This window comes from Chryseobacterium sp. PvR013 (genome assembly GCF_017833095.1).
Lineage (GTDB): Bacteria > Bacteroidota > Bacteroidia > Flavobacteriales > Weeksellaceae > Chryseobacterium > Chryseobacterium culicis_A.
Genome location: NZ_JAFIBT010000001.1, coordinates 3,369,252 through 3,394,495 on the forward strand (window position 1 = coordinate 3,369,252; position 25,244 = coordinate 3,394,495).

The 25,244-nt window shown below is 33.7% G+C and carries 27 protein-coding genes; 24 read left to right on the forward strand and 3 right to left on the reverse strand.

Going from position 1 to position 25,244, the window contains the following annotated elements; all coding sequences use genetic code 11:
• Window position 1: 1 nt before the first annotated feature.
• The 21 genes from rfbB (at window position 2) to JOE44_RS15450 (ending at window position 20,452) form a co-directional block, all read left to right on the forward strand.
• Window positions 2-1,081: a dTDP-glucose 4,6-dehydratase gene (gene rfbB, locus JOE44_RS15350; protein WP_209786224.1), complete on the forward strand. Its 1,080-nt coding sequence runs from the start codon at window positions 2-4 to the stop codon at window positions 1,079-1,081.
• A gap of 1 nt (window position 1,082) precedes the next feature.
• Window positions 1,083-1,544 carry a hypothetical protein gene (locus tag JOE44_RS15355; protein ID WP_209786225.1) on the forward strand — a complete coding sequence of 154 codons (462 nt, stop codon included), beginning with the start codon at window positions 1,083-1,085 and terminating at the stop codon, window positions 1,542-1,544.
• A gap of 2 nt (window positions 1,545-1,546) precedes the next feature.
• On the forward strand, window positions 1,547-2,410 hold the full coding sequence (gene rfbA / locus JOE44_RS15360; RefSeq protein ID WP_209786226.1) for a glucose-1-phosphate thymidylyltransferase RfbA: 864 nt from the start codon (window positions 1,547-1,549) through the stop codon (window positions 2,408-2,410).
• Between the two features lie 173 nt (window positions 2,411-2,583).
• Window positions 2,584-3,432 carry an ABC transporter permease gene (locus tag JOE44_RS15365; RefSeq protein WP_209786227.1) on the forward strand — a complete coding sequence of 283 codons (849 nt, stop codon included), beginning with the start codon at window positions 2,584-2,586 and terminating at the stop codon, window positions 3,430-3,432.
• Window positions 3,433-3,476: 44 nt separating this feature from the next.
• A complete protein-coding gene (locus JOE44_RS15370) occupies window positions 3,477-4,736 on the forward strand; it encodes an ABC transporter ATP-binding protein (RefSeq protein WP_209786228.1) in 1,260 nt (419 codons plus the stop codon).
• Window positions 4,733-5,134 (forward strand): FdtA/QdtA family cupin domain-containing protein, encoded by a 402-nt coding sequence (locus JOE44_RS15375; protein ID WP_209786229.1) that lies wholly within the window; start codon window positions 4,733-4,735, stop codon window positions 5,132-5,134. The genes JOE44_RS15370 and JOE44_RS15375 overlap by 4 nt, the downstream gene beginning before the upstream one ends.
• Window positions 5,124-5,990 (forward strand): GNAT family N-acetyltransferase, encoded by an 867-nt coding sequence (locus tag JOE44_RS25375; protein WP_209786230.1) that lies wholly within the window; start codon window positions 5,124-5,126, stop codon window positions 5,988-5,990. The genes JOE44_RS15375 and JOE44_RS25375 overlap by 11 nt, the downstream gene beginning before the upstream one ends.
• Before the next feature lies 1 nt (window position 5,991).
• Entirely contained in the window at window positions 5,992-6,924 is a 933-nt protein-coding gene (locus tag JOE44_RS15385) for a GNAT family N-acetyltransferase (protein ID WP_209786231.1), read from the forward strand.
• 3 nt (window positions 6,925-6,927) lie between these two features.
• Entirely contained in the window at window positions 6,928-8,028 is a 1,101-nt protein-coding gene (locus tag JOE44_RS15390; RefSeq protein ID WP_209786232.1) for a DegT/DnrJ/EryC1/StrS family aminotransferase, read from the forward strand.
• A gap of 3 nt (window positions 8,029-8,031) precedes the next feature.
• A complete protein-coding gene (locus JOE44_RS15395; protein WP_209786233.1) occupies window positions 8,032-9,531 on the forward strand; it encodes a glycosyltransferase family 4 protein in 1,500 nt (499 codons plus the stop codon).
• A 15-nt stretch (window positions 9,532-9,546) separates the two neighbouring features.
• A complete protein-coding gene (locus JOE44_RS15400) occupies window positions 9,547-10,650 on the forward strand; it encodes a glycoside hydrolase family 99-like domain-containing protein (protein ID WP_245169793.1) in 1,104 nt (367 codons plus the stop codon).
• Window positions 10,650-11,774 carry a glycoside hydrolase family 99-like domain-containing protein gene (locus JOE44_RS15405; protein WP_209786234.1) on the forward strand — a complete coding sequence of 375 codons (1,125 nt, stop codon included), beginning with the start codon at window positions 10,650-10,652 and terminating at the stop codon, window positions 11,772-11,774. The genes JOE44_RS15400 and JOE44_RS15405 overlap by 1 nt, the downstream gene beginning before the upstream one ends.
• Window positions 11,767-12,612, forward strand: coding sequence for a glycosyltransferase (locus JOE44_RS15410; RefSeq protein ID WP_209786235.1), 846 nt, complete (start codon window positions 11,767-11,769; stop codon window positions 12,610-12,612). Before JOE44_RS15405 ends, JOE44_RS15410 begins: the two co-directional genes overlap by 8 nt.
• Before the next feature lie 29 nt (window positions 12,613-12,641).
• Window positions 12,642-13,310, forward strand: a complete 669-nt coding sequence (locus JOE44_RS15415) for an NAD-dependent epimerase/dehydratase family protein (protein WP_209786236.1) — start codon at window positions 12,642-12,644, stop codon at window positions 13,308-13,310.
• A 202-nt stretch (window positions 13,311-13,512) separates the two neighbouring features.
• Entirely contained in the window at window positions 13,513-14,421 is a 909-nt protein-coding gene (locus JOE44_RS15420; protein WP_209786237.1) for a glycosyltransferase family 2 protein, read from the forward strand.
• 126 nt (window positions 14,422-14,547) lie between these two features.
• Complete coding sequence (locus JOE44_RS15425) at window positions 14,548-15,579, forward strand: hypothetical protein (RefSeq protein WP_209786238.1); 1,032 nt, start codon at window positions 14,548-14,550, stop codon at window positions 15,577-15,579.
• Window positions 15,563-16,489, forward strand: coding sequence for a GDP-L-fucose synthase (locus tag JOE44_RS15430; protein ID WP_209786239.1), 927 nt, complete (start codon window positions 15,563-15,565; stop codon window positions 16,487-16,489). The genes JOE44_RS15425 and JOE44_RS15430 overlap by 17 nt, the downstream gene beginning before the upstream one ends.
• On the forward strand, window positions 16,489-17,562 hold the full coding sequence (gene gmd, locus JOE44_RS15435; RefSeq protein WP_209789221.1) for a GDP-mannose 4,6-dehydratase: 1,074 nt from the start codon (window positions 16,489-16,491) through the stop codon (window positions 17,560-17,562). The genes JOE44_RS15430 and gmd overlap by 1 nt, the downstream gene beginning before the upstream one ends.
• A gap of 84 nt (window positions 17,563-17,646) precedes the next feature.
• Window positions 17,647-18,471, forward strand: a complete 825-nt coding sequence (locus JOE44_RS15440) for a glycosyltransferase family 2 protein (RefSeq protein ID WP_209786240.1) — start codon at window positions 17,647-17,649, stop codon at window positions 18,469-18,471.
• 35 nt (window positions 18,472-18,506) lie between these two features.
• Complete coding sequence (locus JOE44_RS15445; protein ID WP_209786241.1) at window positions 18,507-19,505, forward strand: acyltransferase; 999 nt, start codon at window positions 18,507-18,509, stop codon at window positions 19,503-19,505.
• 8 nt (window positions 19,506-19,513) lie between these two features.
• Window positions 19,514-20,452: a glycosyltransferase family 2 protein gene (locus tag JOE44_RS15450; RefSeq protein ID WP_209786242.1), complete on the forward strand. Its 939-nt coding sequence runs from the start codon at window positions 19,514-19,516 to the stop codon at window positions 20,450-20,452.
• 46 nt (window positions 20,453-20,498) lie between these two features.
• Here the strand turns inward: JOE44_RS15450 and JOE44_RS15455 are convergent, their stop codons facing one another.
• Window positions 20,499-21,533 carry an acyltransferase gene (locus JOE44_RS15455; protein WP_309511704.1) on the reverse strand — a complete coding sequence of 345 codons (1,035 nt, stop codon included), beginning with the start codon at window positions 21,531-21,533 and terminating at the stop codon, window positions 20,499-20,501.
• 147 nt (window positions 21,534-21,680) lie between these two features.
• On the opposite strand from JOE44_RS15455, the gene JOE44_RS15460 reads away from it, so the two are divergent.
• Genes JOE44_RS15460 through JOE44_RS15470 form a run of 3 tightly spaced genes read left to right on the forward strand, consistent with a single transcriptional unit; the run spans window position 21,681 to window position 24,234 of the window.
• Entirely contained in the window at window positions 21,681-22,241 is a 561-nt protein-coding gene (locus JOE44_RS15460) for an acyltransferase (RefSeq protein ID WP_309511705.1), read from the forward strand.
• Window positions 22,241-23,080 carry a glycosyltransferase gene (locus tag JOE44_RS15465; RefSeq protein WP_209786244.1) on the forward strand — a complete coding sequence of 280 codons (840 nt, stop codon included), beginning with the start codon at window positions 22,241-22,243 and terminating at the stop codon, window positions 23,078-23,080. Before JOE44_RS15460 ends, JOE44_RS15465 begins: the two co-directional genes overlap by 1 nt.
• Entirely contained in the window at window positions 23,080-24,234 is a 1,155-nt protein-coding gene (locus JOE44_RS15470) for a glycosyltransferase (RefSeq protein WP_209786245.1), read from the forward strand. Before JOE44_RS15465 ends, JOE44_RS15470 begins: the two co-directional genes overlap by 1 nt.
• Window position 24,235: 1 nt before the next feature.
• Here the strand turns inward: JOE44_RS15470 and JOE44_RS15475 are convergent, their stop codons facing one another.
• Both JOE44_RS15475 and JOE44_RS15480 read right to left on the reverse strand, forming a co-directional pair.
• Window positions 24,236-24,994: an SDR family oxidoreductase gene (locus tag JOE44_RS15475; protein ID WP_209786246.1), complete on the reverse strand. Its 759-nt coding sequence runs from the start codon at window positions 24,992-24,994 to the stop codon at window positions 24,236-24,238.
• Window positions 24,994-25,227 (reverse strand): phosphopantetheine-binding protein, encoded by a 234-nt coding sequence (locus tag JOE44_RS15480; RefSeq protein WP_047380387.1) that lies wholly within the window; start codon window positions 25,225-25,227, stop codon window positions 24,994-24,996. The genes JOE44_RS15475 and JOE44_RS15480 overlap by 1 nt, the downstream gene beginning before the upstream one ends.
• Between the last annotated feature and the right edge of the window lie 17 nt (window positions 25,228-25,244).

A 25,244-nucleotide genomic window follows, 5' to 3' on the forward strand; every position in this document is an offset into this window, starting at 1 on the left:
AATGAAAAACATTATCATTACAGGAGGTGCCGGATTTATCGGCTCCCACGTTGTAAGAGAATTTGTAAAAAACAATCCGGATACTAAGATCATCAATCTCGATGCTCTTACCTACGCCGGAAATCTGGAAAACTTAAAGGACATTGAAGATGAACCCAATTATGTTTTCGAAAAAGCAGATATTACAAAACCCGAAGAACTCAGAAAAGTTTTTGAAAAATACAACCCTGATGCTGTTGTACATTTAGCAGCAGAAAGCCACGTAGACAGAAGTATTACCGATCCAATGGCGTTTATCAATACCAATGTAAACGGAACAGCAAATCTTCTTAATCTTTGTAAAGAGTTCTGGACATTAAATCCTGATCATACTCATGGCAGATTCCCGGATGAAAAAAGAAACAACCTTTTTTATCACATTTCTACAGATGAAGTATATGGAAGTTTAGGGGAAACAGGTTTCTTTTTAGAAACAACATCCTATGACCCTCAATCACCATATTCCGCTTCAAAAGCGGCTTCAGACCATCTGGTAAGAGCGTATGGAAATACCTATGGAATGCCATTCATCGTATCGAACTGTTCTAACAACTACGGCCCGAATCATTTCCCTGAAAAGCTGATTCCACTTTGTATTTCTAATATTATCAACGAAAAACCGCTTCCTATTTATGGTGACGGAAAGTACACCAGAGACTGGTTATTTGTCATTGACCATGCCAGAGCCATTCATCAGATTTTTAAGGAAGCAAAAACCGGTGAGACCTATAATATTGGAGGATTCAATGAGTGGCAAAATATTGATCTTGTAAAAGAGCTGATTAAACAAATGGATGCCAAACTGGAAAGACCGGAAGGCTATTCTGAGAAACTGATCACTTTTGTAAAAGACAGACCAGGTCATGATAAACGTTACGCCATTGATGCCACAAAATTAAATAAAGATTTAGGCTGGAAACCATCGGTAACTTTCGAAGAAGGTTTAGGAAAAACCATCAACTGGTATCTGGAAAACAAAGAATGGCTTGAAAATGTAACCAGCGGAGATTACCAAAAGTATTACGAAAAGCAATATTCGTAAAATGAAAAAGTACTTATTTATATTTTTCGTGATTTTCTCAGCTTTGTTGTATTCGCAATCTGTCATTCAGACCAAATATCCCACTGAAACCCAAAAGAAACTTATTGATAAGCTTATTGAAGTAAGTGGATATAATGACTCATTGATGAAAACAGCCAACTTACTATTGTTCAGAAAGTCTATGCAGCATGAAAATGGTAAAAATTTCGAAATTTTAAATACAGAAGAAAAGAAAATCATCCTTAATAGAATAAGACATAATTATTCAGAAAAAGATAAACTCTATTTTGATTTCATGAATTTGACTGAAAAGAATCTGATGAATTTGATTCAATTTTATGATGAAAATCCGAATTTGAAATCCAGTAATTATATATTTTCCTCAGATATTATAATTCATAATCTGGACAATGAAATCAGCCATGAAGTCAATAAGATTTTAAAAGAAAAATCCACACAATAAAAATGAAAGGAATAATATTAGCCGGAGGTTCCGGAACAAGACTTTACCCTCTAACAATCGCAGTAAGCAAGCAGCTGATGCCTGTTTACGACAAACCCATGATCTACTATCCTCTTTCCACATTACTTTTAGCAGGAATAAAGGATATTCTCATCATCACTACTCCACATGACCAGGCAGGTTTTATCAAACTTTTGGGTGACGGTTCCCAAATCGGCTGTAATATAGAATATGTTGTACAGCCTAGCCCGGACGGTTTAGCACAAGCTTTTATTCTGGGTGAACAGTTTATTGGTAATGATCCCGCTGCACTGGTATTGGGTGATAATATTTTCTACGGTTCCGAAATGGGAACATTGCTTAAGAATAAAACCAACCCTAAGGGAGGTGTTGTTTTTGCTTACCACGTAGCAGACCCTGAAAGATATGGTGTAGTAGAATTTGACAAGGATCTTAAAGCCGTTTCTATTGAAGAAAAACCTTTAAAGCCTAAATCAAATTATGCTGTTCCCGGTTTATATTTCTATGATAATACAGTAGTGGAAATTGCCAAAAACATCCAACCTTCCGCAAGAGGAGAACTGGAAATTACCGATGTCAATAATGTTTATTTAAATAACGAAAAGCTTGAAGTAGCTGTTCTGGACAGAGGTACGGCATGGCTGGATACCGGAACATTCGATTCTCTTCATGATGCTTCAGAATTTGTAAGTGTTATTGAAAAAAGACAGGGATTCAAGATCGGGTGTATTGAAGAAATTGCCTTCAGAAACAAATTCATTGATGAAGAAAAACTTCTGAAAACAGCTACTAAATACGGAAAAAGCGGTTATGGTGAATACCTGAAACAGCTTATAGAAAAATAACAATATAGTTTATAAAATTTGCACACTATTGGCTTTATGGCCAATAGTTTTTGTTCATACCGTCAAATATCAATATATTAGTTGTTGATTTTTAGTTTTATTGACAATGAAAATTCATAAACTAAGAAATACGGTAAGAATTAATTATTATAAATTTGCAAAAACTTACACAGATGAATGAACCACAACAGAAGTGGACTGAAACGATTGATGCTGATCATTCGTTATTTGACTTAAAGCTAAAAGAAGTCTGGAGATACAAAGATCTTGTTTATATGTTTGTAAAAAGAGATTTTGTGTCCAGTTTTAAGCAGACTATTTTAGGACCGATCTGGTTTTTTATCAATCCCATCTTAACAACCATCGTATATCTGGTTATTTTTGGAAGAATTGCCAAATTGCCTACAGATGGAGCTCCGCCTCTTCTTTTTTATCTGGCAGGTGTTACCCTTTGGAATTATTTTTCTTCTTCATTAGTAGCAACATCTTCTACTTTTACAGGGAATGCCGGAATTTTTGGAAAAGTCTATTTTCCAAGACTGGTTACTCCTTTATCGATTGTCCTTTCCAACCTTATGAGGTTTGGAGTACAGTATGTTTTATTCATCATTGTATGGGCCTATTATTACTATAAAGGAGAAGTTCATCCTAATGTATGGATTCTTGCAACTCCATTCCTTATATTCTTAATGGCTCTTTTTGCATTAGGAATGGGAATGATATTTTCTTCCCTTACGACAAAATATAAAGATTTGGCAATGCTGTTAGGATTTGGGGTAAGCTTATATATGTATGCAACTCCAGTAATATACCCTGTCTCATCACTCCCTGGATTTTTTAAAAAACTGGCTTATTATAATCCTTTAACGGGTATTTTTGAATGCTTTAAATATGCATGGATTGGTGTAGGAGACTTCTCCCCTGCTATGCTGGGAATCAGCACAATTATTATTCTGATCCTTTTAGTGATAGGAATTGTTGTCTTCAATAAGGTGGAAAAAACCTTTATGGACACCGTATAGATTTTACTAGTAACCTTTTTATTAATTTTAAATCATTTAAGAATATGCTGTCTTTAAAAGCAGAAAATATATCAAAACAATACCGTCTGGGACAGGTGGGTACAGGAACTCTTTCCCATGATCTCAACAGATTCTGGTATAAAATAAGAGGAAAGGAAGATCCTTATCTGAAAATTGGTGAAACCAATGACAGAACAACAAAAGGATTATCTGAGTATGTATGGTCTCTTCGCGACATTAATTTTGAAATCGAACAGGGAGATGCTGTTGGAATTATTGGAAGAAATGGAGCAGGAAAATCAACCTTATTAAAGGTTTTAAGTAAAGTTACAAAGCCTACTACCGGAAAAATATACAACCATGGAAGAATTGCATCCTTACTTGAGGTAGGAACAGGGTTCCACCCTGAAATGACTGGACGTGAAAATGTCTTCCTTAACGGTGCTATTTTAGGAATGACAAGAAAGGAGATCAAAAGGAAGTTTGACGAGATTGTAGATTTTTCAGGTGTTGAAAGATATATAGATACTCCTGTTAAAAGATATTCTTCAGGAATGTATGTCCGTCTTGCGTTTGCAGTGGCGGCTCACTTAGAATCTGAAATCCTTATTGTAGACGAAGTATTGGCAGTGGGAGATGCAGAATTTCAGAAAAAATGTCTCGGTAAAATGAATGATGTAACGAGAGGAGAAGGTAGAACGATCCTTTTCGTAAGTCATAACATGACTGCTGTTAAAGAATTATGTTCAAAAGGAATTCTTTTAAATCAAGGAAAAATCGATTACCAGGGGGATATTCTAAATACAATCATAGAATATCAAAAAAGTAGTGCAAGAGCAAGCTCTTACTTCTATAATGGTAATTTAGATGAAGCTTTGGGTAATGAAAATATCCGTATAAAAGAATTTTCCGTTTCGCCAATCAATGGAAAGCTTATTGATATTGACTCTGGGATTCGTGTAAAATTGGTTTTCCAAAACTACTGCCCGGATATAATGCTTGACACAACATTTGAATTAAAAAATTATGAAGAATTGGTAATTTTCCATGTTGGAAAATCTGTTTCTGAGAATCACGATTCAAAAGTAGGCGAATATTCTGTAGAATTTGATATCCCAGCAGGTTTTTTGAATGCTGGAAATTATTATTTCAGACTTTACTTCGGTAAGGATCAGAGAATACTTTTATACGGAATTGACGAATTTATTGGATTTGAAGTAGAAAATGTAAAAGTTGGAAAAATGATGCACATCTATCCAGGAGTCACCAGACCATTCTTTGAATACAAAGTACAAACACCATGATCCCCAAAATAATAGAACTTCCCAAAATATATGATAAAAGAGGAAATCTATCCTTTTTTGAACATCCCAATCAATTACCTTTTGAAATAAAGAGAACATACTGGGTATATGATGTACCCGGAGGAGAAGTGAGAGGAAGTCATGCTTTCAAAGAACAGCAAGAGTTTATTATTGCTCTTTCAGGAAGTTTTGATGTGGTAATCCATAATGGAAAAGAAGAGCAGAGATTTTCTTTAAACAGATCTTACTATGGCTTATATATTCCTAAAATGTTTTGGAGAAGATTGGAAAACTTTTCAACGAACTCACTAGCACTTATTGTTTCCGACAGAGAGTATAACGAAAGTGATTACATAAGAGATTTCGAAGAATTTAAAATATTGGCTGATGAAAAATAATATTTCTGTATTTGACTGTAATGTTATTGATTTAGGTAAAATCAGTTTTGATGAAGGCAACCTTACAGTGGTTGAAAACAATTCATCTTTTCCTTTTAATGTAAAAAGAGTTTTCTATTTATATGATATTGCCGGGGGTGAAAGCAGAGGAGCTCATTCCCATAAAGAATGTCATCAATTTTTGATTGCTGCAAGTGGCAGTTTTGAAGTTTCTTTAGATGATGGAAAATTTAAGCGACAGGTTTTTCTTAACCGTCCTGATTTAGGATTGCATATTCCTCCCGGGATCTGGGCTTCAGAAATTAATTTTTCTTCTGGTGCTATTTGTCTTGTACTGGCTTCACATACTTATAATGAAAAAGATTATATCAGAAATTATGAAGACTTTTTAAGTTTTCATCAACTTAACCTTGTAGAATATACTCCGGAAATATTGAGTAAATCCTGGGATTGGCTCAATGAACCGGAAATTAAACACTTAACAAGCACTCCTGATTTTTCAAAAGATGACCAACAAAAATGGTTTGCTTCCCTCAATCAAAATCCAACATATTGGGTTAAAGGTATCCGGTACAACAATACCATTATTGGAGTTGCTGGTCTTAAAAACATAAATATGGATGATAAATCTGCCGAATATTTCGGATATATAGGAGAAAAAGAATATTGGGGAAAAGGATTAAGTACTGAAATTTTCAAACACATTTTTAAATTTGCCAAAGAAGAATTCAATTTAAAAAGTCTCTATTTAAAGGTTATAACAGAAAATACAAGAGCTATAAAAGCTTATGAGAAAGCTGGTTTTGTAAAACAGAAATCTGAAGATTCTAATATCATCATGTCCATAAATTTATAAGATGGCTATTGAAATAAAAAAGTACAGAAAAGAATATTATGATCAGTGGAATCAATTCATAATAGAAAGCAAAAACGGACTTTTCTTTTTTGCCAGAGATTTTATGGAGTACCATTCAGATCGATTCAAAGACCACTCTCTTCTTATTTTTAAAAATAACAAGATCACAGCTGTACTTCCTGCGAATGAATCTGAAAAACAGATTATTTCTCATGGCGGATTAACTTTTGGGGCTTTAATTTTATCTCATACCGTAAAGGCCAGTGAAGTACTGGAAATTTTTACTGAAATAAAGAAATACTATTCTGACCTTTCTTTCAGTGAAATAATATACAAAGCGGTTCCCTATATTTTTCATAAATATCCTGCTGAAGAAGATTTGTATGCACTTTTTCGTAATGATGCCCATCTTTTCAGAAGAGACATTTCATCTGTTATCGATCTTTCACACCCTATCCGATTTTCAGAAACAAAAAGACAATTGGTAAGAAAGTGTAAAGAAAATAATGTAGCAGTCACAGAAAATACAAACTTCGAAGAATACTGGAGCTTACTTTCCTCTGTTCTTCAGAAATTTGATACAAAACCGGTCCATACAACAGAGGAAATCACTCTGTTAAAAGAAAAATTTCCAGAAAACATAAGACTTTTCGAAGCCAGGCAGGATGGCAGGATTTTGGCTGGTATTGTTATTTTTGATTTTGGAAATACCATTCATACCCAATATATGGCAGCCTCATCAGAAGGAAGGAAAGCAGGCGCATTGGATTTTATCAATCATTTTCTTTTGGAAAAATTCAATGACCGAAAATATTACAGTTTCGGAATTTCCACAGAAGACCAGGGCAAATATTTAAATGAAGGGCTAATTCAGCAGAAAGAAAACATGGGAGCAAGAGGAATTGCCTTAGATTTTTATTCAATTAAACTTTAAACTATGATTAAATTTCTTGATTTACAAAAGATAAACTTACAATATCAAAACGAAATAGAAGCCAAACTCTTGGAAGTCTTCCGTTCCGGATGGTATCTTATGGGCAGCCAGCTTTCAAACTTCGAAAAAAATCTTTCAGATTATATCGGAGCTAAACATTCTATTGGTGTTGCCAATGGGCTGGATGCTTTAAGGCTCATTTTGAGAGCCTATATAGAATTAGGAGTCATGAATATCGGAGATGAAATTATCGTTCCTTCCAATACTTACATTGCTTCTATTTTAGCTATTTCAGATAATGGTTTAATTCCAGTTTTGGTAGAACCGGAAATTAATACGTATAATATTGATATCTCTAAAATTGAAGAAAAAATAACTTCAAAAACCAAAGGTATTCTTATTGTACATCTCCAGGGCAGGATTGTATTCTCTGATTCACTTAAAGAAATTGCAAGAAAGCATAACCTCAAAATTATAGAAGATAATGCTCAGGCAATCGGAGCAGAATGGAATGGAATAAAATCAGGAAACCTTGGTGATGCAGCTGGCTTCAGCTTTTATCCGGGTAAAAATCTAGGCGCTTTAGGAGATGCAGGTGCTGTAACTACCAATGATGATGACTTAATGAAAGCTATCAGAGCTTTAGCTAATTATGGTTCCAATAAAAAATATGTAAACATATATAAAGGATTAAATTCCAGACTTGATGAAATTCAGGCCGCAGTTTTGGATATTAAATTAAAATATATTGACCACGAAAATAATATCAGAAGAGAGATTGCAATGCGTTTTATAGATGGAATAAACAACCCGGCAATTATTCTTCCTGAATATCCTGCTGGTGAAAAAGAACATGTATGGCATGTATTTGTTATCCGCTCCGAAAGAAGAGATGAGCTGCAGTCTTATCTTACAGAAAATGGAGTGCAGACTTTAATTCACTATCCTATCCCTCCGCACCAACAAGAAGCCTACAAAGATTGGAATGATATGTCCTTCCCGATCAGTGAAAAGATACATGCTGAAGTATTGAGTCTTCCTATTTCACCTGTAATGGAAGCTGAAGAAATAAATACAATTATTGAGATTATAAATAAGTTTTAGTCCATGTCAAGACTTTTAGAGAATAAGAAATATTTCCTTAAAACATTAAAGATCGCAAAACTTCTTTTTAGTGAAAAGAAGTATAATGATTGTTTGATGTATATAGAGAAAATCTCATATTCGGCATGGTATAATTTTCCTGGTTATTACACTTCCAATTGTTTTGAATCAATAATCAGAAAAATAGCCATTACAAGCTTAGATTTTGATCATCAAGAAAACCACACCCACACACAAGACACAACATTACATCTTTTTTCTGAAATCAGTAGTATCGGAGGACATTCAAAGCTTATCTTCAGCTGGATGGAAAATGATAAAACAAGTAAACATTATCTGATGAGTAACTGGCAAAATTTTCAGGAGGTTTCTGAAATAGCAGAATCTTATCAGTATAAAATCAATAATAACTTATTTGTTTACGATCAAAAACTAAGCATTATTGAAAAGGCACAAAAAATAGTAGATACTTTAAAGAAAAATCATTTCAGCAGAATTGTCCTGCATATCCATCCCCATGATGTGATCCCATCAATGATCTTTTCTTCAAAAAAAATAAAAAGCCCTGTCTTTTTTCTCAATCATGCTGAGCATACTTATTGGTTAGGAGCACCTGTTACAGATTTTTTGCTTCAGATAAGAGAATCAAATATTTTAAAAGATTCTAAAAACAGAAATATTCCTGTACAAGATCAGTTCTTTTTGCCAATCCCTGTAGATGAGTCATATTCACTAAAAAAGACGGAGAAAAATACATTCAATATTATTTCAATTAGCAGAGAATCGAAGTATGAACCTAATCAGGATTATAATTTCTATCAGGAAGCATTAAAAATTGTAAGAAAATTTGACCATGTTGTCTTTACTATCGTGGGAATTGCATCAAATAATCCTAATAGAAAAATCTACCAGCATGAACGATTAATTTTCATTCATCCTACAAGAGATATTAATCAATATATTGAAAATGCAGATTTATACTTAGAAGGCTTCCCTATTCCTTCTTTCACATCACTTCTGGAACCGGCAATGGCAGGAGTTCCTTTTGTATTGCATTATAATCCGGCAAGCGTCTATAAGGTTTTTGATGATAATAAGGAAAAAGGAATATTCTATCCAAAAGACCTGAAAAGCTGGGAACTTGAAGTGGATAGGATGATCACAGATGAAAGATACAATAACCTTATTAGTAAGTTACAATTAACATATTTACAGGAAAATTATTCCTCACAAGGATGGAATTTAAAACTAGCGAAGATTAAAGATTCTTGCAAAAATAAACAACATAATATCCGCACTATCTCTAACGAAGAAAAGTATGTGGATGGAAGAGATGAAGAGTTGGTATCCGTTATCGAATCAAAACCAACTAATCATTACTCGTATACGAACCGGCTGGGATTTTTTTCAAAATTAAAAGTCATAGCACTATCTTTTGATAATCCCTCTTGGGTAGAAATTTTACCTTGGAAACAGACGATCAAGTATTTATTTAATAAATAATTTAAGCACATAAATATGAAAATAAGACCAATCGCCATACATTTACCACAATTCCATCCGTTCCAGGAAAATGATGAATGGTGGGGAAAAGGTTTTACAGAATGGACTAACGTTACCAAGGCGAAACCACTGTTTGAAAACCATTATCAGCCACATCTTCCCTCGGATCTGGGGTTTTACGACTTAAGACTAGAAGAAGCAAGAGTTGCACAAGAACTTCTTGCTAAACAATATGGAATCTATGGCTTTTGCTATTATCATTACTGGTTTAATGGTAAAAGATTAATGAACGAACCTATTGACAGAAAATTAAAAAATCCAAAAGAAGATCTCCCTTTTATGTTTTGCTGGGCCAATGAAAACTGGACAAGACGTTGGGATGGTAATGACCAGGAAGTATTGATTGAACAAAAATACTCTGTTCAGGACGATGAAGCTCATATTGATTTTTTACTTCCTATTTTCATGGATCAAAGATATATTAGAGTAAATAACAAGCCTATTATTGTTATTTACAAACCCAATATTTTACCAAATGTACAGGATACAATCAAGTGTTGGCGGGAGAAAGCAAAATCTGTTGGCTTGGAGCTCTATATATGTCATATGGTATTTTCATATCAAAAAGGATGGGATGAATTAGTAGAAGGTTTTGATGCTGCAATTGATTTCGAACCTTTTGGAATACGCAGAAAAAGTGTTTTTCAGGAGATTAGGGAGAAAAATAAAAACAACAAGAAAGGTCTTGTCAATAGGTTGAAGAATGTTTTCACTGATACAGAGAACAGATACAATACAATTCCATATAAATGGATGGGAGAAAGTTTAACTCAGCAGAAACATTTTGATTTTAAGCTGTATCCTTCTCTCGTACCAGGATGGGATAATACATCTAGGAGAGGTACAAATCCTACCTTGATACTTGAAGATTCTACACCTGAGCATTTTGGAGACTGGCTCTCAAAGATTAAATCTGATTTTACTCCTTATTCAGAAGACGAGAATTTCATTTTTATTAATGCATGGAATGAATGGGCAGAAGGCAACCACTTAGAGCCTGATCAAAAGTTTGGAACACAATATCTGGAATCAGTTAAAAATTTATTCTTAAATCAATAATGAAAAAAATAAAACCCCTTGCGTTCTACCTCCCTCAATACCATCCCGTTCCCGAAAATGACGAATGGTGGGGAAAAGGTTTTACAGAATGGACGAATGTAGGAAAAGCCCAACCATTATTTGAAGGGCATGAACAGCCTATCTACCCTGGAGATTTGGGATATTATGACCTGCGTGTTCCTGAAGTAAGAGAACAGCAGGCTCAGATGGCTAAAGACTATGGAGTACATGGATTTATCTACTACCATTACTGGTTTGGTAATGGGAAACAATTGTTGGAACGTGTTGCTAATGATGTATTGAAATCCGGAAAGCCAGATTTCCCGTTTTGTTTCTGCTGGGCCAATGAAACATGGTCAGGAATATGGCACGGATTATCAGAGAAGATACTTGCTGAACAGGTTTATCCGAGTGAACAGGATTTAATTGCGCATTTCGAATATCTTCTTCCTTTCTTCAAAGATGAAAGGTATATAAAGGTAGACAATAAACCTCTATTGATTATCTATGACTCCAATCATTTACATGATGGTGACCCTAACTATATTTTAAAATTCAGAGAGCTTGCAAAAGAAAACGGATTTGATGGTTTGTATGTTATGGCATCCAATAAACTCCGTGATGATCTCGATTTTAAATCTATGGGATATGACAGTAAAATTTCTAATGCTTTTCTGAAAGCCTGGATTCCTCATATTGACAAAAAAGAGTATATCTCCCATTCCCAATATTATAAAAACAGAATAAAAGGATTAATCGGGATTAAGAAAAAAGAACAGCCTAAAGTCAGAATTCAGGATGCCCAGGCGGTAGTTAATGACTTAAAGTTTGAAGAAAGCAACGTTCCTACCTATCCATGCATACTGCCTAATTGGGACAATACTCCCAGAAGCGGCTACAGAGGTATTATATTGGCTAACAATTCTCCGGAATTATTCGAACTACAAGTAGAAAAGGCAGTAAAATATCTTGAGGATAAAAAAGACTATCCGGAACAGTTTTTAATTGTTAAATCATGGAACGAATGGGCAGAAGGAAATATTCTGGAACCAGATAGAAAAAATGGTTTCGGTTATTTAAATGCATTAAAGAAAATTCTGAATAAACATAGCCAAAATGAGTAAATTCAGCCTACTTATCGCCAACTATAATAATGGACATTTTTTTGAAAAATGTTATCAAAGCTTAGTGGCTCAGACTGAAACAGACTGGGAAGCTGTAATCCTGGATGATGGTTCCACTGACGATTCTCTTGATGCTATAAAAAAAATAATCGGAGATGACCAGCGGGTTAAAATCAATCAGAATGACCAAAACAGAGGAATCGGATATACAAAAAGGAGATTAATAGAACTTGCTGAATCAGAAATATGTGGTTTTTTAGATCCTGATGATGCATTAACAAGACATGCGCTGGAATTGGTTTTAAAAGCACATTCTGAAAATCCCGAAGCAGGTTTGGTATATTCAAATTTTGTTTTTTGTGATGAATATCTCAATCCTCAATCTGTTCATAAAGCAAAACAAATTGCAGAACTGGATCAGTCTTACTATAATTTTAATGGCGAAATCTCACATTTTGTCACTTTTAAAAAGAAAATATACGAGAAAACATCTGGTATTGACCCTTTCTTAAAAATAGCAGAAGATAAAGACTGGTATATGAAAATGTGTGAAATAGCACCAGTGAAATACATTGATGAAGATCTATATTTATACAGAATCCATGATAGTGGTATCTCTACAACTAAAAATTCTGAAAAAGCACTGTTCTGGCACTGGGTAGCCCTTATAAAAATGGCAGAAAGAAGAAACATCAGTGTTGAAGATCTTTTTCTTCAAAGCTATGTTCCCAAAAACAAATACGAACACGCTCTCAACAAACTGAATCATGTAAAAAATTCAAGATGGGCAAAATTGGGTAATAAACTTGGACTTTTTAAAATCTTTAAAAACCTTTAAAACTAACATCTTAATTAGACTAGAAGCATATGATTATTGGTAATGGAATTCTGGCAAATGCCTTAAGGTTTTATGATAAAGAAGATGTTATTTTTTTTGCATCAGGAGTTTCCAATTCACTGGAAAAAAATCCTGCGGAATTTGAAAGAGAAATATCCCTGCTGAAATCGGTTATTAGCCAATATCCGGATAAAAAGCTGATCTATTTTTCTACGTGTAGTATCTACGATCCAAGCAAAACTGAAAGTCCTTATGTGATGCATAAACTTGCTATTGAAAAAAAAATTGCTGAACAGTGTTCAAGCTTTGTTATTTTCAGAGTTGGTAATGCAGTAGGCCGTGGAGGAAATCCCAATACACTGATCAACTTTCTTAAAAACTCAATTTTATCTGAAAATAAACTCACCATTCACAGCAATGCAAGAAGAATACTTATCGGTACGGATGATATTGCTTTGTTTGTTTCAAAACATATAGAAACTCTCAACAATAAAATTGTCAATCTGGCTTATCCTTATCAGTATTCATTGCATGAAATTTTATCACAGCTGGAGAATCATCTTGCCAAAAATGCGGATTGTGAAAGTGTAAATGAAGGTTCTTTTTACAATATAGAATTTGACAGTTTGACAGAAGATTTTTTCAGAGGCCTTTCCCCTGATGAATACCTGAAAAAGCTTTATTCATCATATTTGTAACATATTATGCAGCAAAAAAAATCTATTCAATGGCATATCCAAAAGTATCCCATTCCAAATTCCCGGAAAAAATAATTTTGTACCTTCGAACAGAAAATTTCAGGTAATATTATTAAGGTGTGGCAGAAAAAATTTAAAAAGCTGTAATCTTAATGATCAACTGAAAAGTAAAACACAATAAATTTATTGAATAAAAATGAAAATGAATCCCAAAATATCTGTAATCGTTCCCTGTTATAATCAAGCACGCTTTTTGGATGAATCTCTGCAATCTGTTCTTGATCAAACGTATGAAAACTGGGAATGCATTATCGTTAATGACGGATCTCCTGATAATACGGCTGAAGTAGCAGACAAATGGGCCCAAAAAGATAGCCGTTTCAGATATCTTTACAAAGAAAACGGAGGGTTATCTTCTGCAAGAAATGCAGCCCTGGAAATCATAACCGGAGATTATATTCAGTTTTTAGATTCAGATGATATCTTAGTTAACACTAAGTTTTCAGATTCTTTAAATTTGATACAAGAAAAAGAAGCAATAGTGGTGTCAAATTTTTGTTTGTTTGACGATTCAGATAAACAAAAATTATTACCTCCTTTTTGCAAGTTATCTCAGGATTTGCTGAATTTTGAATCTATCCTATATCAATGGGATTTTACATTCACAATTCCTATTCATTGTGGTTTTTTCCCAAAATCTCTTTTTGAAAATATTCGTTTTAATGAACATCTAAAAGCAAAAGAAGACTGGCTTTTCTGGATTCAAATTGCACAAAAAAACATCAATTTCATTTTTTTAGACGCTCCTCTTGCGTTGTATAGAAAACATGCAAGGAGTATGTCCAGAGATAGAACACATATGATTGTATATCAGATGCTTTTCTATAATGAAGCTGAAAAGGTAATTTCAAATTCTGATTTCAAGAAATTGCTTTTAAGGCACTTAGACACTAACTACAACAAAGTGAATGAATTAACAATTGAAATAAGAAATCTAAAAGAATCAAGAACTTTTAAACTGTTTTTGTCTCTTAAAAAAATAATTGAAGATCTGGGGTTATTACATTTATCTAAAAAAATATTCCGCTTCATAAGGAAGCTTAACAAATAAATTTCAATCCAGAGATTTTACAAAGTAATACTAGATTAAAAACAGAAAAAAATATCAATATCCAGAAAGTAAATTATTTTTTACAATATATTAAGACATTTCAACAACTTTTACTTCCAAAATCCTATGAATATAGCTTTCACAATCTGCTCCAATAACTATTTAGCACAAGCTAAAGTTCTAAAAAATTCTGTTAATAAATATGGTGAAAATTTCAAATTTGTAATAGGATTATGCGATGAAAAATCCAGTGAAATAGATTATGATTCTTTCCAATGCGAAATTATCGAAATGAAAGATATTGGAATAAAGAATTTTGATGAATTATGGATGAAATATGACATTATAGAATTTAACACCTCTGTAAAAGCATCATTTTTCAAGTACTTATTGGCACAAAATCTAAATACAGAATTTATATATTACTTCGATCCGGATATTGAGATATTTGATCAATTATCTATATTAAATGCAGAATTTGATAATAATACAGATATTTTGCTCACCCCTCATATCCTGAGTTCTATTCCCTTAGATGGCTACAAACCCGTAGAAAATACTTTTCTTAATTTTGGCATATATAATCTGGGGTTTATTGGATTAAGGGGCAATTCTGAAGAGGTCAAAAAACTTCTCGATTGGTGGGAGGAAAGATTATTATCTCTTTGCTATAATCAGCCGGAAAAAGGTCTGTTTGTAGATCAAATCTGGATGAACTTTACACCTGTTTTTTTCAAAAATGTAAAAATTCTCAATAAAATGGGATACAATGCCGCTCCATGGAATTTGCATGAAAGAATAGGATTAGTAGCAACAGAAGACAATAAGTACATTATGCCGGACAAATCCCCTTTAGTATTTTATCATTTTTCAAATTTTAAATATAAGAATCCCGAAACTCTGGCAAAATACTATAACAGATACTCTCTGGAAAGTTCAAGTTCTTTGAAAAAACTATATCAAAATTATTATCAGAAAACCATTGATAATGACATTGAAAGAATCTCGAAAATAGATTGTAAATATATAATTTTGAAAAATGCTATACCTCAAAAAAGCAAACCGTTCTCTCAAATTTTGAAATCAAACTTCAATAATTTATTAAAAATAATTTATTATAAAATCCGTTACAACTACAATTATGAACCAAAACTCTAAAATATATATTGCAGGACATCGAGGTATGGTTGGAAGTGCCATTTTAAGAAACTTAATTTCAAATGGATTTAACAATATTGTTACCAAAACCTCCGACGAATTAGACCTTACAGATCAAAAAAAAGTACAAGCATTTTTTGAATCTGAAAAACCGGAATATGTCTTTCTTGCTGCAGCCAAAGTAGGAGGTATTCTTGCCAACAATACCTATCGTGCAGATTTCCTTTACGAAAATCTTATGATTGAGTCTAATGTAATCCATCAAAGTTATTTGCAGGGAGTAAAAAAATTACTTTTTTTAGGCTCTAGTTGTATATATCCCAAACTTGCTCCTCAACCTCTAAAAGAAGAATACTTATTAAGTGGATTTTTGGAAGAAACCAATGAGCCTTATGCCATAGCAAAAATCGCAGGGATAAAAATGTGCGATGCATACAGAACTCAATATGATTGCAATTTCATTTCTGCAATGCCGACCAATCTTTATGGCCCTAATGATAACTACGACTTACATAATTCCCATGTTTTACCTGCTATGCTCAGAAAGTTTTTTGAAGCCCAGCAAAACAATGTAAAAGAAGTGGTCTTATGGGGAGACGGCAGCCCTTTCAGAGAATTTTTACATGTAGATGATCTTGCAAAGGCATGCGTATTTTTAATGAATAATTATAATGATAGCGGTCATGTAAATATAGGTTCATCCAGGGAAATCTCTATATTAGAACTGGCCATGCAGATTAAAGATATTACCCAATATGAAGGAAATATAGTTTGGGATACGGAAAAGCCCAATGGCACCCCTAGAAAATTAATGGACTCCTCTAAAATTAATTCTATGGGATGGTCTCCTAACATATCTTTAGAAGAAGGAATAAAACAAGTTTATCAAGAAAAATTTTTAAACAAATGATGAAAAAAGCACTTATTACAGGAATTACGGGACAAGATGGTTCTTATCTTGCCGAACTGCTTTTAGAAAAAGGCTACGAAGTTCATGGTGTAAAACGAAGAGCGTCCTCTTTTAATACTCAAAGAATTGATCATTTATACCTAGATCGACATGAACATAATGTAAATTTCAAATTACACTACGGAGACCTTACAGACTCTACCAATATCATTAGAATAATACAAGAGGTACAACCAGACGAGATCTACAACCTGGGGGCAATGAGCCATGTGAAAGTTAGTTTTGATATGCCCGAATATGTTGCCAATGTAGATGGTTTAGGTACACTGCGTTTATTAGAAGCAATCAGGATTTTAGGACTAACTCATAAAACGAAAATTTACCAAGCCTCTACCTCAGAATTATATGGCGGGCTTCCTTCCAATAAAAACGAGAAAGGATTTTATGATGAAAATTCTCCCTTCTACCCTCGTTCTCCCTATGGTGCTGCAAAAATTTATGGTTTTTGGATAACAAAAAATTACAGGGAAGCATACGGAATGTTTGCCTGCAATGGTATTTTATTCAATCACGAATCGCCTAGAAGAGGTGAAACTTTTGTTACCCGGAAAATAACCATGGCAGTAGCTAATATAGCAAAAAACAAACAAGATTGTTTATATCTGGGAAATCTGGATGCTAAAAGAGATTGGGGACATGCCAAAGATTATGTAGAAGGAATGTGGAGAATGCTGCAGCAGGATAAACCGGAAGATTTTGTTTTAGCAACAGGTGAAACTACTATGGTAAGAGATTTTCTGATTATGGCTTTTGAAGAAGCAGGAATAGAGCTTGTCTTTGAAGGCAGTCAGGAAAATGAAATTGCCAGAGTGCTGCGCTGTAATAATCCAGATTATCAATTACCTGTAGGTAAAACTGTTGTAAAAATAGATCCTAATTATTACCGTCCAACAGAAGTTGATCTCCTAATTGGTGATCCCACAAAAGCAAAAAACATTCTCGGTTGGAAGCCACAATACACCGTAAAAGCTCTTTGTAAAGAAATGGTAGAAAATGATTTGAAAATAATATGATCTTTTTAAAATCATTTTCTATTATACAACATCATTTTTTTGCAATAAACAGGCAGATATTTACCAAAAAATCACTCAAAAAATATGCTTAACAAATCCCTTACAATCATAACGATAAACTTTAATGACCAAAATGGTTTACAAAAAACCTTCAATAGTGTATTTGGCCAAACCAATAAAGATTTTGAATATATCGTAATTGATGGTGGAAGCTCAGACGGAAGTAAAGAACTCATAGAAAAAAATAACTCCAGAATAAACTATTGGGTAAGTGAACCAGATAAGGGAATTTATCATGCGATGAACAAAGGAATTGAAAAATCTACCGGAGAATATCTTCTTTTCCTAAATAGCGGAGACGAGCTGATAAATGAATCAGTTGTAGAAAAAATAACTCCACTACTGCATACAGATGATATTATTTCTGGAGATTTAGTTATAGATGAAGATAATAAAGATGTTCTCAGACCCACCAAAAAAAATATCTCATTCTTAGATTTTATTGCAGAAACTATTTGGCATCCCAGTACATTCATTAAAAAAAGTGCTTTTGAAAAAGTAGGTCTCTATGATGAAAACCTGAAAATTTGTTCGGATTGGAAATGGTTTTTGATTTCTATTTTTAAGTATAATTGTACTTATAGACCTATAGAACACACCATATCCCGATTTTATAAAGATGGTATAAGTTCCGATCCAAAATCACAATCTTTAAGAAAGGAAGAAAGAAGAAAAATACTCGTAGAAAATTTTCATTTTTCTGAATTCGAGACAGAAGAATTAATCGATAAAATTAATTTATATTTTAGTGCACAAAATTCTTTAGACAAAATAAATAAATTGAAAAAATCAAGATTATTAAAATTTTTATATCGAATAGGGGTATTTAAAAACTATAAATATCTTTAAAAAAATTTAAAGGATAGGATGATTTTTCTTCTGCTATGAAACTTAACAACCTCCAGATACTAAGAGGGATTTCAGCATTATTGGTATGTTGCTTTCACTTTCGGGATACCATCAACTTACCAGGGCTGAATCTTGGTGACCTTCTATTTAAAAAAGGAAGCATCGGTGTTCCCGTATTCTTTATTATCAGTGGATTTATCATGGCTTTCACCACTCAAAAAATAAATTTCAGCAAGGATACTTTTCAGCAGATTACTTTATTTTACAAAAGAAGAGTGATCAGAATTGTTCCATTGTATTATCTTTTGACATTTGTAGCCATGATACCGGGAGGCAGTTTCTTTCTATATTTTCATGGAGCAGGTCTTTATGAATTAATCCATTCTTTATTATTTCTTCCGACCAAGAAAGAATTTCCGGTTCTTTTCTTAGGCTGGTCTTTAAATTTTGAAATGTTCTTTTATCTCATATTTGGACTCTCGTTATTTTTTAAAGAAAAGAGGTATTATTTCATTGTAGGATTTTTCATCCTCACTTCAATTTTAGGCTATATTATCCATTTTGACAGTCCTTATCTGAAAATGGTAACCCACTCACTGAATCTTTATTTTGTTGTGGGAATACTTTTTGCACTTTTACTGAACAAATATTCAGTTCCAAAGAATTGGGCAGCCATAATTTCTGTAATAGGAATAGTATCATTTATACTTGTATTGCTTAATATTATTCCAATAGATAATACTTGGATAAAGTTGGCCATCATATCCACCTTTGTCTTTTCTTTCCTTACCTTTGATTATATTTTCCATTGGAAAGGAAATAGATTATTAATATTTCTGGGTGATATTTCCTATTCATTATACCTGTCTCATCCATTCGTGGAGATTGTTCTCAAAAGATTCAAAGTAGAAGGCTATTTAAACATTCCTTTTTTTCTTCTCAAAATTGTTTTAGTTATTATGGTAGCTTCCCTTCTGTATTATTTTGTAGAGAAAAAAGTTACCCATTATTTGAAAATTAAATTAAAAGCATAATCGAAAAAATGAAAATTTCAGTCATCATTCCCGTCTACAATGCCGAAAAGTATGTTGCTCAGGCTGTAGAATCTGCACTTCAGTTCGAAGAGGTATATGAAGTTGTATTAGTAGAAGACCAATCACCGGACAATGCATTACAGGTTTGCCGGGAACTCGCTGAAAAATATGACAGGGTAAAGCTCTATCAGCATCCGGACAAAGGAAATCACGGGGCAGGTGCCAGCAGAAACCTTGGGATGGAAAAAGCAGAAGGAGATTTTATTGCTTTTCTTGATGCAGATGATTATTATCTTCCCAACCGTTTTGATGCAGAAAAAAAACTTTTTCCCAATCATGAAGTAGATGGCGTATATGGTGCCATAGGCGTTCATTATTATTCTGAAAAGGCAAAAGAACAGTATTATAAAGTTTTTGGAGACCGCCTGACTACAGTTTATAAAGAACATTCTCCTAAAGATGTCTTTCCGGGACAGCTTAATATGAGAGGAACTTTCGGACTGTTCAGTATTGATGCGTTAACGATCCGTAAAAGTTCTTTGAAAAACATGGAGTATTTCTTTAAAACCCATCTAAAGCTTCATCAGGACACAGAATTTTTATTCAGGCTTTCCTACTATCTGAATCTGTATCCGGGAATTCTTGACAAAGCGGTAGCGGTGAGAGGTGTTCATGAGAATAACAGAATTACCAAAGTAGATTCCGGAGAAGTAAAACCAGCCTCAACAAGGGTTGTATTGTGGAAAGAGGTCAATTATTGGGCAGAAAATGAAAATACTATTCCTGAAGAGATTAAACTTCACATCAAAAGAGTATACAGAAGTTTCCAGATCGCCAATGCTCCTCTTCTCAAAAAATGGGGAATGATTACGAAGTATCTGTTTACAGATTATAAAAGTATACGTTCAGGGTTGTATAATATTAATTTTAGAAACGATTTGTTCTAACAACAGAAGCAAGCTAAACGTCTAGTTTAAACTATTTTTAAAATTGTTATCGTTTAGCAAAATGGATTTTCCTTAGAAGATCACGCATTGGTTTTTCAATAAACTGGTAAAAAACGGCCGAACTGAAAAGCATAACAATAATATAAATCACAAATACAATATCAATACTGAACGTATATTCTTGCCATTTTAAAAATGCTCTCACAAGATAAAGAACAGGAATATGGGTAATGTATATTCCATAACTTATTTCTCCCAGATATTCCAGAGGCTTTAGTGAAAAGAACTTACTGACTCTTCCGTTATTAGCCGAAATGAAAAGAATAGCGGGAACAAAAAGCAAAGCCATCAACCCGTTGTGGTAAAAAAGCGGAACAAACATCAGAGACACAAGAATCAGTAAAAAGACTGCGATCACCTGACGATCGTAATTTTTTTGTTTGTAATTTCTCACGAAAAATATCCCCGCAAGATTTCCGATCAGGAACTCATTAAGATGCCAGAAAGGAAAATAATATAGAAACTCATGACTTTTTGTATGTGGCCCTTCATAAGCTCCATACACAGGATAAAGATTAGAAAATACCTGAGTGATCAACCAGAGGCCGATCGCAAATACCCAGATCATTTTATTTTTCTTAGCATAAAAGTAATTGTACAAAAACGGAAAAAGCAAATAAAAGAAGAACTCTACGGAAATAGACCATCCCGGAAAATTAAGGATCATTGCTTCTCCCGGGATCCAGCTCTGAATGCCCAATCCATATAAAACCAGTTTATACCCATCAAACATCTCGTATCTCGTCATAAAATACAGCAGAAGCCCCAGCATATAAAGCGGATAAATCCTGGCAAACCTATTTTTGTAAAATTCCAGGTAATCAATTTTATCTTTTTTATGATAAGCAATGATCATGATAAATCCTGAAAGAATAAAAAAATAGCTTACTCCAACATTCGCCCTCAAAAAAAGATTGGAAATATAATCTATCTTATATAAAAACAGATCTTTATTGAAATGAGAAATAACAATTGCCATGGCGGCAATAAACCTGGTAAATGTAATCTGACTTATCTTCACAGAACACAAAATGCTTTCCTTTATCAAAACCGGACAACCTCAACGCTGAAGGCTGTCTTATTTGATATAAAGTATTAATTTAAAGGCACAAAAATAAGATTTATTCTTATAATTATATAAAACAAATTATATTTGTAAACTACAAATGTGAAAATAAATTCAGGTATGCTTGATGAAATTTTAGCAAAAATTCAACGAAAGGGCCAGATTTCTCGTCTTAAAAAACACCCCAATGTTTCTTTTAAAGGGATAAAACTTGGGATCAGTAATCATTTTGTTCTGCACGAAAATCTAAAAAATATTACTATTGGAAATTCCGTTAGTTTCAGAAACTATGTACATATTCTTGTGCAGCAAAATGCCACTTTAGAAATCGGGAATAATTTTTTTATGAACAATTTCTGCTCCATCAATTGTCTCGACAGAATTTCAATAGGAGATAATACATTATTCGGAGAAGGGGTGAAACTGTATGACCACAACCATGCTTACCAGACCCAGCCGGAATTTAAGCTGTTCTCATCTGAGTTCACTACAGCTCCCATCAAAATAGGAAGTAACTGCTGGCTTGGAAGTAATGTGACCGTCTTAAAAGGGGTTACTATTGGAGACAACTGTATCATTGGAGCCGGATGCACCATTCATAAAGATATTCCGTCTAATACCACTGTTATCAATCATCAGGATTTAATACTCAAGGAACGGTAATGAAGTTTTCTATTCTTATTGCACATTACAACAACGCCATTTTTTTTAAAGACTGTTTGGAAAGTATCCTTCAACAGACCTATACAAACTGGGAAGCTGTAATTTTAGACGATGCCTCTTCTGAAAATGAGAAGATAATGATCCGGGAAATGATTTCAAATGACAAAAGATTTAAATTTTTTGAAAATGAAAAAAATTCCGGTGTAGGAGTTACAAAAAGCAAACTGATTGAGCTTGCTGAAGGAGAAATCTGTGGTTTTGTGGATCCGGATGATGCCATTTCCCCTACGGCTATTCAAAAATGTATGGAGATTTTTCAGGCTAAAAAAAATACGGTCCTTACCTATTCAAGGTTTATGACATGTGATCAGAATCTGAAGCCTATAGCTCCGTTCAGATCTGCGATGCAGGTACCGAATGGAGATCCTTATTTTTTTAATTTCCCGATTCAGATTGCTCATTTTGTAACTTTCAGAAAATCGGTTTATGAACAGACTGAAAAAATGAATCCTAATTTAAAAATAGGAGAAGATCAGGATTTATATCTTAAAATGTATGAAAAAGGGAACGTTCAGTTTATTAATGAAACCAACTATCTTTACAGAACCCATCAGGGCGGAATTTCACAGAATGACAATAAAAAGAAATCCCATGAGTATTTTGCCCAGGTGATTTTCAATACGATGAAACGCAGAGGACTTACCACCATCAATGGAGAAAAAGTTCCTGATCAGTATACAGGTTCAGATGAAATATTTGAACTATTGCAGTATCAGCATCAGCTGCCTTTCCGTATCATGAAAAAAATAAAAATTACGTTACAAACAATCTTCGGATAATGTTAGAAAAAAAAATAAAAATTTTGTTCAGGCATCGTTCCATGGAAATGGGAGGTGTAGAAAAAGTATTACTGGGACTTCTCAACAATCTTAATCCTGACAAATTTGAAATGACAGTATGTTTGACTCTCAACCAGGGGAAACTGCGTGATGAACTTCCGAAACACATCAGAAAAGTATACCTAACCGACGGAAAAGAAGATTTTTCCCACAACTCTCTTTTACAGAAACTTCAGCTCGTTAAAAGAAGAATAAAGCTAAGAAAACTGAAAAATTCTCCTGCCATCGCAGACCGTCTGATTAATGATACTTTTGATATTGAGATCGGGATGGATTACAGGGATTATGATGCCATTCTAAACTCAACCCATAAGAATTCAAAAAAAATAGGCTGGTTTCATTCTGAAATTAATGTCCCAAAATTTCAGCCATTAGTACCAAACATTTTAAAGAGCTTTCCACAATTTGACCATATGGTATACTGCTCTCATAAGATAAAGGATATGATGCATCAGTATTACCCGAATCTCAATTATCCTGCTGAGAGCGTTATCATCAATCCTATCCCTATCGAAGAAATTAAACATAAGGCGGAAGAAAAGCTTGAAAATTTTCCTGAAGGGCCTGTTTTTGCGTCTATTGGAAGACTTCATTCAAGAAAAGGATATCACAAACTTATTGACGCTCATACGAAGCTTATCAATGAAGGGTTTCATCACAGCATCATTGTCATTGGTGATGGTGATGAAATGAACAACCTCAAAGCACAGGCAGTCAAAAATAATGTTGAAAAGACATTTATTTTAATGGGAAATCAGATGAATCCTTATCCTTATATTAAAAAAGCGGATTATTTCATCCTTTCTTCTGAATCTGAAGCATGGCCACTGGTAATTGCTGAAGCTTTAATCCTTCAGAAGCCTATTATTGCAACAGAAGTAGGAGATGTAGGCCTTATGATCAAAGACCGGGAAACAGGATACCTCATCAATTATAAGACAGATGAAATGTATTCAGCGATGAAAAAATTCCTTACTGATCCCAGCCTTGTTTCGCACATTAAAGAGAATCTTAAAACTATTGAAAGTCAGTTTGATAATAAGAAAATATTTGACAGTGTAGAAAATATTATAGAAACACTGCTCAAAAAATAAGTTATTGTGCAGAATATCCTCCGTCAATCACAAGGTTAGTTCCTGTGACCCATCTTGAGGCATCAGACAGTAAAAAAATACAGGCATTCGCTACATCTTTAGGTTCACCTATTCCCAGCGGATGCTTTTTTATGATTTCTGATGAAGCTTCTTCTCCGATATTTTCAAACATTTTCTCTAAAATTGGAGTATTGACCATCGCCGGACTTATGCTGTTAACCCGAATATTACTTCTTGATAGCTCCATAGCCAAAGAACGGGCTCCGGAAATCACAGCTCCTTTGCTGGCAGAATAAGCAGCCTTCCCTGCCTCTCCTATCATTCCTGCAACGGAAGAAATAAATACAAAACTTGAGATCTCATCCTTATACTTTTTTAAAGATAAAATTTTAGCAATTTCAAGTCCTGCAATGACGTTGACAGCAAATATATCCTGATAAAGCTGAGGGTTATGTTTCTTTAGTGGTAATGTTTTCTCAATACCGGCACAATGAATAAATCCTGCTATTTTACCTAATACTGAAACTTTATCCGCAATGATGGCTTCAAGGTTTTCAGATTGGGTAATATCTTCAGTGATGGTTTCAACTTTTGTTTCAGGATTCAGCATAGACACTGTTTTCATCAGTTCCTCATGGTTTCTTCCCACGAGAATAAGATCAGCACCACTTTTGCTGCATTCTACAGAACAGCTTCTCCCGATCCCGGAAGAAGCGCCTGTAATGAGAATAATTTTATTTTTTAATGAGAAAGCATCCATTAATCTTCAAAATTTTCTTTTCCTATAACATTCATCAGGTCTGAAACGGTTTCAATATCTTTAAAATGTTTAGTATCAATTTTTTTGCTGAAGTTTTCGTCTACAAATGCAATAACAGAAAGCAAGCTGATAGAATCGTAGCTTTCCAAAGATTTTAAATTCGTTTCAGTGGTTAATGTTTCATCTTCTTCCAATTCCTCCTGTAGTTTTTCTAAAAAAACGGATGTTTTCATATTTTATAATTTTAAAT